Below are 14,911 nucleotides of genomic sequence, written 5' to 3'. Positions count from 1 at the left end.
CCCCCGCCGGCCCGTTCCGCGCCCCCGGGGGTCAGTCCGGGACGGGCCCGCCGTCCCAGCGGGCGCGCCGGAGATCGACCCGGGGCGGGTCGGCGAGGTCGCGCAGCGGGGTGCCCTCGTCGCCGTAGTGGGCGAGGGCGCGGTGCTCGTGGCCGGGCAGCAGCCGGCCGTCGGCGCGGATCACCCGCCACCAGGGCACGGCGGCGCCGTACAGGGCCATCACCCGGCCGACCTGCCGGGGGCCGCCCTGGCCGAGGTACTCGGCGACGTCCCCGTAGGTCATCACCCGGCCGGGTGGAATCCGCTCGGTCAGGTCGAGCACCAGTTCGGCGAAGGGCGGCAGCGCGCCGCGGGCGTCGTCGTCGGGGGCTTGCGTCACCTGCGGCATTCTTCCGCATCCGGCCGGGCCGCGGGCCGCGGGCGCCCGACCCGCCGCGCCCGATCCGGCCCCTGTCCAGCACGGGGCGCCGCGGCATGCCACCATCTTCGGGGCGGTGAGTGGTGATACGAGGACAAGACCAGATGACCGGGACGGCTGACGTGGGTGTGGACGAGGGCTCCGACGAGTCCTCCGACGGCATGCCCGCGGCTCGCGGCGGTGACGCCGGTACCGGACCGCCGCCGGAAGTCTCCCTGATCAAGGACCGGATGATCAAGAGCCCGCAGCAGGCCGGCCCCGCGACCGGGGCCCCCGCCGCCGTACCGACCCAGCCACAGGCCCCCGGGACCGCCGACGGCGGCCCCGCGACCCTCCCCGCGACCGTTCCCCCCGCCGTTCCCGCGACCGCCGCGGCCGGACCGGGCGCCTCCGCCGCGCCGGCCGTACCGGAGCGGCCCGACGCGCTGGACGACACCCCGCACCTGGACGTCGACGAGCCGCTGCTGGCCGCCCGCGCGCACCGCCCCTCCGACCTCATCCGCTTCCTGGCCGGCGTGTTCGGCATCGTCGCGGTCTTCGTGCTCGCCGGCGTCGCCACCTCGACCACCACCGGCATCGAGATCGACATCGCCGAGAACGCGCCCCGCTTCTCCCCGGTGCTCTCCACCATCACCGGCCTGGTCTCCAACGTCGCCGTGCTGGCCGTACCGCTCGCCTTCGCGGTCGAACGGCTGATCAAGCGCGACGGCCTGCGGGTCGCGGACGGCGTGCTCGCCTCGGTGCTGGCGTACGGCGTCTCGCTGGGCATCGACTGGTGGGTCGCCGAGGGCGCCTCCGACCACATCCGGGACGCCCTGACCCGCTTCCCGCTGGACTCGGTGGGCACCCTCACCGACCCGGTGCACGGCTACCTCGCCCCGGTGATCGCCTACATGACGGCGGTCGGCATGTCCAGCAGACCCCGGTGGCGGGTCGCCCTGTGGGTGGTGGTGGTCTTCAGCGGCATCACCGAACTGCTCGGCGGCTACACCACCCCGCTGTCGCTGCTGCTCACCGTGCTGATCGGCTGGTCCGTCGCCTACGGCACCCTCTACGCGATCGGCTCGCCGAACATCCGGCCCACCGGCCAGCACCTGATGATCGGCCTGCGCAAGGTCGGCTTCACCCCGGCCAGCGCCCACCGCGCCCCCGACGCCCCCGGCGGCACCCGCCGCTACCTCGTCGCCCAGCAGAGCGGTCCGCCGCTGGACGTCCACATCGTCGACCGCGAGCAGCAGGCCTCGGGCTTCTTCTACCGGGCCTGGCGCCGGCTGCGGCTGCGTTCGGTGGCGGTGCGGCGCAGCCCCCAGTCGCTGCGCCAGGCCCTGGAGCAGGAGGCGCTGATCGCCTACGCGGCCGCCGCCTCCGGTGCCCGCGCCCCGCAGCTGGTCGCCACCTCCGAGCTGGGCCCGGACGCCGCGATCCTGGTCTACGAGAACGTCGAGGGCCGGCCCCTGGACGACCTCGCCGACGAGGAGGTCACCGACCGGGTGATGGCCTCGCTGTGGGAGTCGGTCGCCGCCCTGCACGAGCGCCGGATCGCCCACCGCCGGCTCACCGGCGAGTCGCTGCTGGTGGTCGACGGGAAGACGGCCTGCCTGGTCAACCTCTCCGGCGGGGACATCGCCGCGACCGACCTGACCCTGCGCATCGACGTCGCCCAGCTGATCACCACCTTCGCCCTGCGGATCGGCCCCGAGCGGGCGGTCGCCACCGCCAACACGGTGCTCGGCGCGGAGCGGGTCGCCCAGGCGCTGCCGCTGCTGCAGCCGGTCGGCATGAGCCGCTCCACTCGCGTCGACCTGAAGAAGCTCACCAAGGAACGCAAGACCGTCGCCCAGGCCAGGGCGCTGGAGCAGGTCGCCGCCGGCGAGCGCACCCAGCAGCAGGCCGAGGAGGACATCGCGGCGGCCGGCGAGGACCTGCTGAGCCGGCTGCGCGGCCAGATCCTGCAGATCGCGCCCGAGGCGCCGATGGAGCCGGCCAAGCTGGAGCGGCTCAAGCCCAAGACGCTGATCATGGTGATCGCGCTCACCTTCGCCGCCTACCTGACGCTCACCACCGTCAAGCCGGCCCAGCTCAGGCTCTCCCAGATGAACTGGGCCTGGGCGGCGGTCGCCCTCGCCGCGGCCGCGTTCTCCTACATCGCCGCGTCGATGAGCCTGACCGGCTTCGTGCCGGAGAAGCTGCCGTTCCGGCGCACCGTGGCGGCGCAGCTCGCCGGGTCCTTCGTGAAGCTGGTCGCGCCCGCCGCGATCGGCGGCATCGCGCTGAACACCCGCTACCTGCAGAAGTCGGGCATCCGCTCCGGGCAGGCGGTCGCCTCGGTCGGCGCCTCCCAGCTGGCCGGTCTGGCCGGGCACCTGCTGCTGCTGTTCAGCTTCGGCCTGATCACCGGGAGCCAGACCAACGGCGACCTCTCGGCCTCCCGCGCGGTGATCATCGGCGTGCTGAGCGCCGCCGTGCTGGCCCTGGTGGTCGCGGCGGTCGCCCCGCTGCGGCGGTTCGTGCTGAACCGGCTGCGCTCGCTGTTCTTCGGCGTGGTGCCGCGGATGCTCGACCTCATGCAGACGCCCAGCAAGCTGGTCACCGGCTTCGGCGGCATCCTGCTGCTGACCCTGTCGTTCACCGCCTGTCTGGACGCCTCGGTGCAGGCCTTCGGCGGTTCGATCTCCTTCTCGGCGGTCGCCGTGGTCTTCCTGACCGCCAACGCGGCCGGCTCCGCCATCCCCACCCCGGGCGGCATCGGCCCGGTCGAGGTCGCGCTGATCGGTGCGCTCACCGTCGCCGACGTGCCGCCGACGGTCGCCACCCCGGCCGTCTTCCTCTACCGGGCGCTCACCTTCTGGCTACCGGTGCTGCCCGGCTGGATCTCCTACAACGTGCTCCAGCGCAAGGGCGCGCTGTAGTCCCGTCCGCTCCCGCCGGACGCGCCCGGACGGGACGAACGGCCGACCGGACGAACGGCCCGCCGGCGGAGCGCGCGGGCCGGGCGGCCGACCGCGTCCGGACACGCGGAAGGGCCCGCCGGAGCGGGCCCTCGCGCGAATCCCGGGACGTCCCGGGGATCAGTACACCGGCTTGTGCGGCTCGATCTGGCTCACCCAGCCGAGCACGCCGCCGCCCAGGTGGACGGCGTTGGCGAAGCCGGCCGACTTCACCACGGCCAGCACCTCCGCCGAGCGGACCCCCGACTTGCAGTGCAGCACGATCTTCTTGTCCTGCGGCAGCTGCTCCAGCGCGTTGCCCATCAGGAACTCGTTCTTCGGGATCAGCACCGCGCCGGGGATGCTGACGATCTCGTACTCGCCGGGCTCCCGGACGTCGATCAGGAAGATGTCCTCCTGGTCGTCCTGCCACTGCTTGAGCTGCTTGGAGGTGACCGTCGAACCGGCGGCCGCGGCCTGCGCCTCCTCCGACACGGCGCCGCAGAAGGCCTCGTAGTCGATCAGCTCGGTGACGGTCGGGTTCTCGCCGCAGAGCGCGCAGTCGGGGTCCTTGCGGACCTTCACCTGGCGGTAGTTCATCTCCAGGGCGTCGTAGATCATCAGCCGGCCGACCAACGGGTCGCCGACCCCGGCCAGCAGCTTGATCGCCTCGGTGACCTGGATCGAGCCGATGGACGCGCACAGCACGCCCAGCACGCCGCCCTCGGCGCAGGAGGGGACCATGCCCGGCGGCGGCGCCTCCGGGTAGAGGCAGCGGTAGCAGGGGCCGTGGTCGGCCCAGAAGACGCTCGCCTGGCCGTCGAAGCGGTAGATCGAGCCCCACACGTACGGCTTGCCGAGCAGCACCGCGGCGTCGTTCACCAGGTAGCGGGTGGCGAAGTTGTCGGTGCCGTCCACGATCAGGTCGTAGCCGGAGAAGATCTCCATGACGTTGGAGTTGTCGAGCCGCTCGTCGTGGAGGATCACGTCGACGTAGGGGTTGATCTCCTTGACGGAGTCGCGCGCCGACTCGCCCTTGGAGCGGCCGATGTCCGACTGGCCGTGGATGATCTGACGCTGCAGGTTCGACTCGTCGACCACGTCGAACTCGACGATCCCCAGCGTGCCGACACCGGCCGCGGCCAGGTACATCAGCGCGGGCGAACCCAGGCCACCGGCACCGACGCACAGCACCTTGGCGTTCTTCAGCCGCTTCTGCCCGGCCATGCCCACGTCGGGGATGATCAGGTGGCGGGAGTACCTGCGGACCTCGTCAACGGTGAGCTCGTCGGCCGGCTCGACCAGGGGTGGCAGCGACACGGGGACTCCGATGGTCGTCAGTTCAGGTGGCCAGGGCCAACCTCTTGGGGGCGTTGTTGCTCCGCCACCGAGGTGGCTCTGCTACGCCAACAGTGTCACTCCGCTCCGGTATTCCGAGACAGCCCGTCCGATGGGCGAGACGGCCCGCGCCGGATGGTGGAACCGCGCGGCGGGCCCCGGACGGGGCCCCCGTACGGCACCCCGGGGCCCGCCCGCCACCGGTTCCGGTCCGCGGGGGCCGGGGCCGGCCGCGGACCGGAACCGGGTCAGACACGGCAGGCCGTCTCCAGCCAGACGTCCCCCAGCGACTCCTCCAGCGGCACCTGCGTCCGCCATCCGAGACGGTCGCGGGCGGTGCGGACGTCCGCCTGCCGCCACGGCACCGGCTCGCCCGGGGCGGTCCGCCCCTCGCCCGGCCGGGGCTCCGCCGGACGGTGCCCGGGCAGGTGGTGCGCGGCCACGTGCCCGGGCACGTGCTCGACCGGCCCGCCGGCCTGCGCGGGCAGCACGACCTGCCGGTTCTCCTCGACCACGGCGCCCTCGAAGCCGGACGCCCGGACCAGCAGCTGGGCCGCCTCGCGGGCCCGGACGGCGTGCCCGCTGCCGATGTTGATCACCCCGGTCGCGGCCGAGACCGCGGCCGCCTGGATCGCCCGGGCGACGTCCCGCACGTCCACGAAATCCCGGTATCCGGACAGGTCCGGCATCCGCACCTGGGACTCCTCGCGCTCCAGTGCCCGCCGCAGCCCCTCGGCCAGCCGGCCGAACAGCGAGGCGGTCGGCGCCCCCGGTCCCACCACGTCGAACACCCGCAGCACCGTCGCGTCCAGCCCCGAGGCCAGCACCAGCTCCGTACCGGCCAGCTTGGACACCCCGTACGGACCGACCGGGCGCGGCTCGGCGCTCTCCGACACCGGCACCCCGCCCGGCACCGGCCCGTACTCGGCGGCCGAGCCGACGTGCACCAGCCGGGCGGGCTCCCGGCTGCGCCGGATCCCCTCGCAGACGGTCGCCACGGCGAGCGTGTTGGCCCGGATCAGCGTGCGCGAGCTGCCGTAGGTGGCGCCCGCGCAGTTGATCACCACCTGCGGCGCGACCGCGTCCAGGAACCGGGCCAGCGCCCCCGGGCTGCCGGTGGTCAGGTCGAAACGGATGTCGGCGGAGTCACGCCGGCCGAGCACCGTCACCTGCAACTCCGGATCGACGAGCAGGCGGTCGGTGACCCGACGGCCGATGAAGCCGTCGGCGCCCAGCAGCAGCACCCTCATCGGGGGTGTCCTTCCACGAAGCCGGACCCGACAGGGTCCGGCGGGTCCGAGTCAAAAACGGGAGATCGAGCGGAACGAGGGGGCGCGGCACCCCGGGCCCGGCGGGGCCCGCGGTCAGCGGTGCGCATCGGGACGCCCCAGCACCGGCCACGCGTGCACCAGCAGGGCCAGTGCCACCGCGCCCCCGGCCGCCGCACCGGCCGCCCGGCCGGCGAACGGGCCGGACAGGAGCACCGGCACCGCGGTGGCCGCCGCCCCGGCCACCGCGCCCAGCGCGGCGGCCGGCGTGCGGCCGCAGCGCGCCAGCAGCGCGGGCAGCACCAGCAGCAGCCCGGTGACGCCCTGCGCCGCCCACTGCGCGGGCCCGGCGCCCTCCGCCGCCAGGTGCAGCAGACCGCCGCCGTGCCCCGGCCCGGGGCGCGGCGCGAGGGCGGTCAGCACCGCGAGCGCGGCGAAGGTCAGCACCGCCAGCACCGCCAGGTGCAGCGCCAGGGCCACCGGGAGCACCGGCCGCATCCGGGACCGGAACCCGGCCAGCGTCGCCGCCGCGCCCAGGTGTCCCCGGCCCACGTGCCGGAACCACCGGGCCGCCCACTCCGCCGAGCCGGCCGACAGCGCGGCGGCCACCACCAGCGCGGCCGTCACCCGCCGCTCCTCCGGCCCGCCGGCCGCCACCGCCAGCGGCGCCAGCAGCAGCGCGGCCACCCCGGCGCCCTGCACGGCCGCGGCCCGGCGGCGCCGCCGGGCCGCCGGATCCCGCACCGCCGGTCCCCCCGCCGCCCGCCCGGCGGAGGCCGCCGGGACGAACGCGAGCGGCACCACCGCCGCCGGCAGGGCGGGCGGGCCGGCGCCGAGCGCCACCGCCGCCGCGCACGGGAACCCGGCCAGCGCCGCCGTCCGCAGCGCCACCGCGGACCGCCGCTGCCAGCTCTCGGCGGGCGCGGCCGGCTCCGCCGCCGGCGGCCGGCGCGGCACCCGGGCGTACAGCTCCTCGGCCAGCGCGAACAGATCGCTGTGCCGGCACCGGGCGGCGGCGGCCGGGCCCAGTCCGGCCTCCTCCAGACCGGCCGCGATCTCCAGCGGGTCCACGGCCCGCTCGCAGAGCGCCCGGTGCTCGGCCATCACCTCCCGGACCGGGTCCCCGGTCCCCGCACGCCCCGTCATCGGAGCACCTCCGCCGCCACCCCGGCCGACGCCCCCTTCCCCGGACGGCGGACCGCGCACGGATCCACCGCGGCGGCGACGCCGGGCGGCAGCCCGCGGCCCGCGCTCCCGGGCCCCCTTGCCCCGCCTGCGCGGGGCCGCAGCCCGACGGCGGCGGCCCGGCCACCACCGTCCCCACCCGCGGCGCGGCCCGGCTCGCCGGTGCGGGACCGCACCCCGGCGGCGGCACCCGCGTCCCCACTCACGGAACTCCCCGCCCGTCCCGGTGCGGTGCCGGTCCGGCCCCGCACCGGGACGGTGGCGGCCACCGCCTCCGGGGCTCCCCCGGCCCGGCCCGCACTCCCGGCGTCCCCGGCCCGGCCCGGTGCCCGGCCGACGTGCCCCGGCGGACGGTGGGAGCCGCCCGCCCCGGGACCGTCGCCCCCCGGTCCGGTCGGCGCGCCCCGCCCCGGGCCTCCCGCCACCGGCGCACCGGGCCGCGACCCGCCGTCCGGACCGGCACCACGCACCGCCGCACCGTCCGCCCGGGCGGAGCTCCGTCCCGCACCACCCGCCGCCGGCCCGAGCACCCCCGCCCCGGCACCTCCGCCATCGCCTCCCGGGTCGACCGCGCCGCCGGAACCGACCCCACCCCCGCCGCCCGCCGCGCCGCCGCCGGCCCGCGGCCCGGCGGCCGCTGCCGGGCCGCCGTGGCGGCGGTCGGTGAGCCAGTACTCCGCCGGCCGCGCGAACGGCCGGGGGCGCGGGCCCGCCCCCCGGTCGGGGGCGGCCGCCGGGAAGGCCGGCCACCGGGAGACCACGTCCAGGTAGATCTCGCGGAACGCCGCGGTCACCGGCTCCACGGCGAAGCGTTCCTGCGCCCGCAGGCGGCCGGCCGGCCCGAGCCGGGCCCGGCGCTCCTCGTCGCGCAGCAGGGCCAGGCAGGCCCCGGCCAGGGCCTGCGGGTCACGCGGCGGGACGACCAGCCCGGTCGGGCCGACCACCTCGCGGGTCGTCCCGACGTCGGTGGCGACCACCGCGCGGCCGCTCAGCATCGCGTCCGCCAGCAGTCCGGGACGGCGCCGGGTGAGCGCGGAGAAGACGACGACGGTGCCGGCCGCCCAGGCGTCCGCGGCCGAGCGGAGCCGGCCGGCGAACACCACCGCCCCGGCCACCCCGAGCCGTTCGGCGACGGCCTCGCAGTGCGCCCGGTGGCCGGGGACGGTCTCCTCGCCGTGGACGACCATCCGGGCCGCGGGCAGCTCGGCCCGGACCAGGGCGAAGGCGTGCAGGGCGAGTTCCGGGTCGCGGCCCGGTTCCAGGGCGCCCGCCCAGACCAGGGTGGGTACGGCCGGTTCGGGGCCGGCGGCGGGGCGGTCCGTCTCCGGGGTGCCCTCGTGCACCACCCGGATGCGTGCCGGATCGGCCCCGCAGCGCCGCAGCCACTGCTGGTCGTGGACGCTGCCGGGCGTCAGTACCGCGGCCTGCCGGCAGGTCTCCTCGGTGAGCGCCCGGACGAAGGAGAGCAGCAGGGCCCGGACCGGCCACCGGTGGGGGGCCCCGCGGTGGCCGAGGTACTGCTCGCGCAGGTGGAGCAGGTGCTCGGTGACCACGAACGGCACGCCGTGCAGCTGCCTGGCGACCAGTGCGGGCAGGACGGCCGGCCCGCCGCCCACGACGTGGCAGAGGTCGACGGCGCCGAGCCCGCCGGGCCCGGTGCCGTACCAGGGCGCGGTGAGCGGCCGCAGACACTGTTCGAGCAGGTCGGCGGCGGCCAGGACGTCGCCGACCAGCGGCTGTCCGGCGGAGGTGTCCGCGCCGGGCGAGCGCCAGACCCGCTCCAGGGTGCGCCGGGCCCGGGCGGAGAGCAGGAAGGCGGACAGCGCGCGGTCCGCCCGCGCGAGTTCGGCCAGCCGGTGGAGGCCGGGGCCGAAGCCGGCCCGGTCGCCGGGGTGCAGCAGGGCGCGGACGAGCCGCTCGTGGGCGGCGGCGTACTGGCGCCCGCGCGGCCCGCCGGGCGCGCGGCCGGCCGGGCGGCGGTCCCTCCGGGCGAGCCCGTGGACCACCGGCCCGGCACCCTCCTGCGCCTCCCGGCCCTCCCGGCCCTCCCCGCCCGACCGACCCGCCCGCCCGGTCCGGCCGTCGAGGACGTACCACGCGAAGTCGTGCTCCCGCAGGCCGTCCACCAGCCGGTCGCACCAGCCGCCGGTGCCACGCCGGGCGTGCGGGTGCACACCCTCGGTGAGCAGTGCAACGCGCACGGGGGACCTCCAGAGCAGAGCGGATCGGCGGATGGCTGAAGTGGGCCGGGCGGGCGGTGCCGGCCGCGCGGGCAGGTCGGCGCCCGGCCGCCTCGCGGGCGACGCTTCGGCGCGTGCTCCACGGGGGCGGCCCGGGGCGGAGGAGGCGGTGCGCCGCGGGCACCGCGGCCGGACCGGCGGCCGTCACCGGCCGCCGGCGTCCCTCGCGCGGCCGCCCTCCGGGTTCCTCCGGCGGCCGCGCCTCCCCCACACCTGTTCGGTCCGACAGCAGAAAGGTAGGACCGGCCCGGGGCAAACCATCGGTCACATGCCTGGTTGCCACCTGAACGAGTGAACCGGAGTGACCTCTTCCCGATCATGACGTTAACGGCGGCCGATCACCGGGTATCCGCCGCACCCCGCCGGGCGCCCGCCCTCCCGCCGGGGAGGACGGGCGTCAGGTTCCGTGCAGCAGTTCGCGCACCGCGCGGGCGACGGCGCCGGGGTGCTCCGTCATCGCGACGTGCCCGGCGTCGGGGAGCACCGGCAGCCACGAGCCGGCGAGGGCGGCGCCGGGCACCCCGACGGTGCGGAACGGCGCCGGGACGGCCGGCTCCGGGAGTATCTGCTGCTCAGCGCGGTCCATAGTGGACGATGGTGGTGAGCCGGTGCGTCCGCGGCCCGTGGACGGTCCGGCGGCCGCAGGTCTCCCCCGTCTCCCCCGTCCCGGCCCGGTATCTCCCTGGTCCCGGCACTGCCGACGGCCGTGGTGGGCGCCGTATTGTGGGCTCCTGACAAGGGGGTCCGCCGCATTTCTCGCGCCCGGCAAGCGCGAACGCGGTTACCCGAAAGTAGAATCGGTCGTCTCGCCCGACCCCGTACGACCCGTGAAGTGAGGAGCGCCGTGACGGCCATCCAGGAGGCGCAGGAGCGCCCGCGCGGTGCCCGCCTGCCGCGAAGCGCCCGCCGTGAACAACTGCTCGGTGCCGCCCAGGAGGTGTTCGTCGCGCAGGGTTACCACGCGGCCGCCATGGACGACATCGCCGACCGTGCCGGGGTGAGCAAGCCGGTCCTGTACCAGCACTTCCCCGGGAAGCTGGAGCTCTACCTGGCGCTGCTGGACAAGCACTGCGACGCCCTGGTCGAGTCGACCCGCGAGGCACTGGAGACGACCACCGACAACAAGCTGCGGGTGGCCGCGACGATGGAGGCGTACTTCAACTACGTCTCCAGCGAGTCCGGCGCGTTCCGGCTGGTCTTCGAGTCGGACCTGACCAACGAGCCGGCCGTGCGCGAACGGGTCGAGCGGGCCGCGGAGGCCAGTGCGACGCTGGTCAGCAAGGTCATCCAGGAGGACACCGACCTGCCGGAGGCCGAGTCCAAGCTGCTCGCCGCGGGCGTCTGCGGCCTGGCCCAGATCACCGCGCGGTACTGGCTCTCGCAGGGGCTGGAGATCCCCCGCGACGAGGCGGTCCGGCTGGTCGCCAGCCTCGCCTGGCGCGGTCTGAAGGGCTTCCCCATGCACCCGCACGTCGAGGCGCCGGAGGCCCCCGCCCAGGGCCGGTGATCGACGGAGCCTCGCCTCGGTACCGATCCGGTGCTCTAAGGTGAAGCCGTACGGCGCGGTGGCCGCGCACCGCCCGTCCCGGGCGGTCCGGTGCCGCGCGTGGATGGCTGCAACCCCGGAGGGACGGAAGCCGTGGAGGTCAAGATCGGCGTGCAGAACGCGCCGCGCGAGATCGTGATCGAGAGCTCGCAGACTGCCGATGAGGTCCAGGAGGCGGTCGCGAAGGCGCTGGAGGGCACCGCGAAGCTCTTCAGCCTGGCCGACGAGCACGGTCGCCGCGTCATCGTCCCGGCCGACCGCCTGGCGTACGTGGAGATCGGCGAGCCGGCCTCGCGCAAGGTCGGTTTCGGCACGCTCTGAACCACGGGCCGTGCTCCCGGTGCCCCGCTCCCTCCGTCGAGGGGCGGGGCACCGCCGTGTCCGGGGTGTACGGGTGGGACGCCCGGGGTACGGCGACAGTGCGGCCGTCCGAGCGCCGCGGGCCCGTACCCCGGGGAGGCATCCTTGCTGGTCGAGACGTTCGCCTTCGTCCTCGTCGGCGTGATCGTCGGCGCCACCGCGCTGGTGTCGCTGCCCGCCTACTTCCCGGCCGGCCGCGGCCTGACCCTGGGCACCGCCCTGGGCTCGGCGCTGCTCGCCGGGGTGATCGCGCACTTCACCATGGACGGCCGGTACCCGGCGGCGAGCATCGCGATCTCGGCGGTCGCCTCGGCCCTGATCACCTCGGTGCTGGCCCGGCCCGACCTCGCCGCCGGCCGGGCGCCGGCGCACCGCCACCGCCCGCACCGCGCGGGCGCCCACCGGGCGGGCGGGCACCGGCGCCACCGGCACGCCTGATCCCCGCCCGGCGCGGGCACGGCCGGGCGCGGCCCCGGGGTCAGGAGGCCAGGCCGAGCGCCGCCATCCGCCGGGTGTGCGCCTCGGTGATCCGGTTGAACATCTTGCCGACCTCGACCAGGTCGAAGCCCTGCACCCGCACGCCGCCGACCAGCAGGTTGGAGAGCGCGTCCCGCTCGGCGACCACCCGCTGCGCCTGGCTGAGCGCCTCGCCCATCAGCCGCCGGCCCCACAGCGCGAGCCGGCCGCCGGCCCGCGGGTCGGCCTCGATGGCCCGGCGCACCTTGTCGACGGCGAACTGCGCGTGCCCGGTGTCGGACATGACGCCGAGCACGAGGTCCCGGGTGTCGTCGTCGAGCCGGACGGCCACCTCGCGGTAGAAGTCGGTCGCGATGGCGTCGCCGACGTAGGCCTTGACCAGGCCCTCCAGCCAGTCCGAGGGCGCGGTCATCCGGTGGAAGAGCTCCAGCGGCTCGACGAACGGCCGCATCGCCTCCTGAGGGTCGGCGCCGATCCCGGCGAGCCGGTCGTGCAGCCGCTGGTAGTGCTGGAACTCGGCGGAGGCCATCCGGGCCAGCGCCGCCTTGTCGGCCAGGTCGGGCGCGAGCTTGGCGTCCTCGGCGAGCCGCTCGAAGGCGCTCAGCTCGCCGTACGCGAGGGCGCCGAGCAGGTCCAGTACGGCGGCCCGGTAGCCCGGATCGGCCGAGCAGGCCGCCCAGTCGCCGATCGAGCCGGCCGCCACGTCGTCCTGCGTCTCACCACGGTTCTCCATGACCCGCCACCTTAGTCCCGGTCCGTCCCGGGACACCTCTTCCACCTCTCCGACCTGCGATGTCGTCCGCGTCACGTGTTCGAGTCGTCGGGTGACTGTATGGTGGTACGGAGGCCCGTCGTGCTCGCACGGTGTCACCGCCGTCTCGGTGCGCCGCGCAAGCCCGCTCCGAACCGGCACCGTCCCCCTGGACGGGTCGCACCGGAAGCCGGGGTCTCAACGTACGCGGATGCCCGGTCGGAGAGCCGATCGGCTCCGACCAGGGCTTGGACTTCAGGCCTTGGCACCGCATCAGTGGCCGAGCGAGGGCCGCCGAGACCGCGCCACCCGGCGCAGGTCCCGCGCAGGTCCCTCACGGGAATCCTCCCCGACGCCGCCGGCGACGCGCCCCTTCACCGGGCCGCGCGCACCGGCCGGCCGCAGGGACCGGCGCGGTTGTGCGTCCGCTCAGCTGTATTCGGGGCCGTCCAGGCCCGTACGCAGCCGCGCGGCTGCCCGCCCGCCGCTCGCTCTCGGCCCCTCCCACACGGAAGAGGCAGCACCCTGTCCACCACCGCTGAACCCACGAAGACCACGTTCCGTGACCTCGGGATCCTCCCGGAGACCGCCGAGGCCCTTGAGTCCGTCGGCATCGTCCATCCCTTCCCGATCCAGGAGATGACCCTGCCGGTCGCGCTGACCGGCCACGACGTCATCGGCCAGGCCAAGACCGGCACCGGCAAGACCCTGGGCTTCGGCCTGCCGCTGATCGAGCGGGTCGTCGTGCGGGCCGACATCGACGCCGGCCGCGCGACCGAGGAGCAGCTCTCCGAGTCCCCGCAGGCGCTGATCGTCGTCCCGACCCGCGAGCTGTGCACCCAGGTCACCAACGACCTGCAGACCGCGGGCAAGGTCCGCGACGTCCGCGTGCTCGCCGTCTACGGCGGCCGGGCCTACGAGCCCCAGGTCGAGGCGCTGAAGAAGGGCGTCGACATCGTCGTCGGCACCCCGGGCCGGCTGCTCGACCTGGCCGGTCAGAAGAAGCTGAACCTCTCCCAGGTCCGTTCGCTCGTCCTGGACGAGGCCGACGAGATGCTCGACCTCGGCTTCCTGCCGGACGTCGAGAAGATCATCACCATGCTGCCGGCCAAGCGGCAGACCCTGCTGTTCTCGGCGACCATGCCGGGCCAGGTCATCAGCCTCGCCCGCCGCTACATGAGCCAGCCGACCCACATCCGCGCCACCGCGCCGGACGACACCGGCACCACCGTCGCCAACATCGAGCAGCACATCTTCCGTGCGCACTCGCTCGACAAGGTGGAGATGGTCTCGCGCATCCTCCAGGCCGACGGCCGCGGGCTGGCGATGATCTTCTGCCGGACCAAGCGCACCGCGGCGGACGTCGCCGACCAGCTGACCCAGCGCGGCTTCGCGGCCGGCGCCGTGCACGGGGACCTCGGCCAGGGCGCCCGTGAGCAGGCGCTGCGGGCGTTCCGCAACGGCAAGGTCGACGTGCTGGTCTGCACCGACGTCGCGGCCCGCGGCATCGACGTCGAGGGCGTCACGCACGTGATCAACTACCAGTGCACGGACGACGAGAAGACCTACCTGCACCGGATCGGCCGCACCGGCCGGGCCGGCGCCTCGGGCACCGCCGTCACCCTGGTCGACTGGGACGACATCCCGCGCTGGCAGCTGATCAACAAGGCGCTGGACCTGCCGTTCAACGAGCCGGAGGAGACCTACTCGACCTCGGCGCACCTGTACGAGCTGCTGAAGATCGCCCCGGGCACCAAGGGCATCCTGCCCCGCTCGGAGCGGACCCGGGCCGGGCTCGGCGCGGAGGAGGTCGAGGACCTCGGCGAGACCGGCGGGCGCGGTTCGCGTTCCGGCGGTCGCACCCGGGGCGGGCGGAACGGCTCCGAGCGTGCCGCTGCCGCCGCCGAGCCGGCCGCGACCGCGGAGAAGGCGGCCCGCAAGCCGCGTGAGCGCCGGCGCACCCGTCGCGGCGGCTCGGTCGACGAGGCCACGGCCGTCGCCGACGCAGCGGTGACCGCTCCGGAGGCCCCGGCCGCCGCCGCTCCCGCCGCCGTGGCCGAGGGCGCCGAGGGCGAGGCCCCGCGCCGCCGCCGTCGCCGCTCGCGCGGTTCGGCGTCCGGCGAGGGCACCGAGACCGTGTCCGACGCGGTGGCGGAGGCCGCCGTCGTCGAGCCGGCCGCCGCGCCGGCCGCCGACGACGCTCCCGCCGCCGAGAAGCCGAAGCGCACCCGCACCCGCTCGCGGGCGAAGGCCGAGGCTCCGGCCGGGGACGCCACCGCGGCGCCCGCCGAGGGCACCGCCGACGCCCCGGCCGAGGCCGCGGCCCCGCGCCGCCGCCTTCTACCAGGTGACCCACGACGCCATCGCCGCGGCCGACCCGATCAACCCCGGTGTCCAGCCC

11 protein-coding genes and 1 pseudogene are annotated in these 14,911 nt (G+C 75.9%); 5 read left to right on the top strand and 7 right to left on the bottom strand.

Annotation, left to right across the window (positions count from 1 at the left end; translation table 11 throughout):
- Nucleotides 1–31: 31 nt before the first annotated feature.
- On the bottom strand, nucleotides 32–388 hold the full coding sequence (locus ACFCX4_RS14980) for an MGMT family protein (RefSeq protein ID WP_376142372.1): 357 nt from the start codon (nucleotides 386–388) through the stop codon (nucleotides 32–34).
- Between the two features lie 134 nt (nucleotides 389–522).
- Between ACFCX4_RS14980 and ACFCX4_RS14975 the strand changes: the two genes are divergently transcribed.
- The gene (locus ACFCX4_RS14975; protein ID WP_376142370.1) at nucleotides 523–3,327 is read left to right on the top strand and encodes a flippase-like domain-containing protein; all 2,805 of its coding nucleotides are present in this window, start codon (nucleotides 523–525) and stop codon (nucleotides 3,325–3,327) included.
- A gap of 159 nt (nucleotides 3,328–3,486) precedes the next feature.
- Here the strand turns inward: ACFCX4_RS14975 and moeZ are convergent, their stop codons facing one another.
- From moeZ to ACFCX4_RS14950, 5 genes and pseudogenes are all read right to left on the bottom strand, one after another.
- On the bottom strand, nucleotides 3,487–4,665 hold the full coding sequence (gene moeZ / locus ACFCX4_RS14970; RefSeq protein ID WP_376142368.1) for an adenylyltransferase/sulfurtransferase MoeZ: 1,179 nt from the start codon (nucleotides 4,663–4,665) through the stop codon (nucleotides 3,487–3,489).
- Between the two features lie 266 nt (nucleotides 4,666–4,931).
- On the bottom strand, nucleotides 4,932–5,933 hold the full coding sequence (locus tag ACFCX4_RS14965) for an NAD-dependent epimerase/dehydratase family protein (protein ID WP_376142365.1): 1,002 nt from the start codon (nucleotides 5,931–5,933) through the stop codon (nucleotides 4,932–4,934).
- Between the two features lie 114 nt (nucleotides 5,934–6,047).
- On the bottom strand, nucleotides 6,048–7,097 hold the full coding sequence (locus ACFCX4_RS14960; protein WP_376142362.1) for a hypothetical protein: 1,050 nt from the start codon (nucleotides 7,095–7,097) through the stop codon (nucleotides 6,048–6,050).
- A complete protein-coding gene (locus ACFCX4_RS14955) occupies nucleotides 7,094–9,337 on the bottom strand; it encodes a glycosyltransferase (RefSeq protein WP_376142359.1) in 2,244 nt (747 codons plus the stop codon). The genes ACFCX4_RS14960 and ACFCX4_RS14955 overlap by 4 nt, the downstream gene beginning before the upstream one ends.
- A 436-nt stretch (nucleotides 9,338–9,773) precedes the next feature.
- A pseudogene (locus ACFCX4_RS14950) lies at nucleotides 9,774–9,884 on the bottom strand (alpha/beta hydrolase); the annotation flags it as partial.
- 336 nt (nucleotides 9,885–10,220) lie between these two features.
- Here ACFCX4_RS14950 and ACFCX4_RS14945 point away from each other — a divergent pair.
- The 3 genes from ACFCX4_RS14945 to ACFCX4_RS14935 all read left to right on the top strand — a co-directional run bounded on the left by ACFCX4_RS14945 (nucleotide 10,221) and on the right by ACFCX4_RS14935 (nucleotide 11,720).
- Nucleotides 10,221–10,883 (top strand): TetR/AcrR family transcriptional regulator, encoded by a 663-nt coding sequence (locus tag ACFCX4_RS14945; RefSeq protein ID WP_376142356.1) that lies wholly within the window; start codon nucleotides 10,221–10,223, stop codon nucleotides 10,881–10,883.
- A gap of 132 nt (nucleotides 10,884–11,015) precedes the next feature.
- Complete coding sequence (locus tag ACFCX4_RS14940; RefSeq protein ID WP_376142353.1) at nucleotides 11,016–11,243, top strand: DUF3107 domain-containing protein; 228 nt, start codon at nucleotides 11,016–11,018, stop codon at nucleotides 11,241–11,243.
- 144 nt (nucleotides 11,244–11,387) lie between these two features.
- Nucleotides 11,388–11,720, top strand: coding sequence for a hypothetical protein (locus ACFCX4_RS14935; protein WP_376142350.1), 333 nt, complete (start codon nucleotides 11,388–11,390; stop codon nucleotides 11,718–11,720).
- A gap of 40 nt (nucleotides 11,721–11,760) precedes the next feature.
- Here ACFCX4_RS14935 and ACFCX4_RS14930 read toward each other — a convergent pair whose 3' ends face one another.
- Complete coding sequence (locus ACFCX4_RS14930) at nucleotides 11,761–12,492, bottom strand: ferritin-like fold-containing protein (protein ID WP_376142347.1); 732 nt, start codon at nucleotides 12,490–12,492, stop codon at nucleotides 11,761–11,763.
- Nucleotides 12,493–13,149: 657 nt separating this feature from the next.
- Here ACFCX4_RS14930 and ACFCX4_RS14925 point away from each other — a divergent pair.
- On the top strand, nucleotides 13,150–14,911 hold a 1,762-nt coding region (locus tag ACFCX4_RS14925; RefSeq protein ID WP_376142344.1), incomplete at its 3' end, for a DEAD/DEAH box helicase.

Source organism: Kitasatospora sp. NPDC056327 (assembly GCF_042261735.1).
Taxonomy (GTDB): Bacteria; Actinomycetota; Actinomycetes; order Streptomycetales; family Streptomycetaceae; genus Kitasatospora.
Note: the sequence above shows the minus strand (reverse complement) of the source record. Positions and strands in the feature narration are given on the sequence as shown.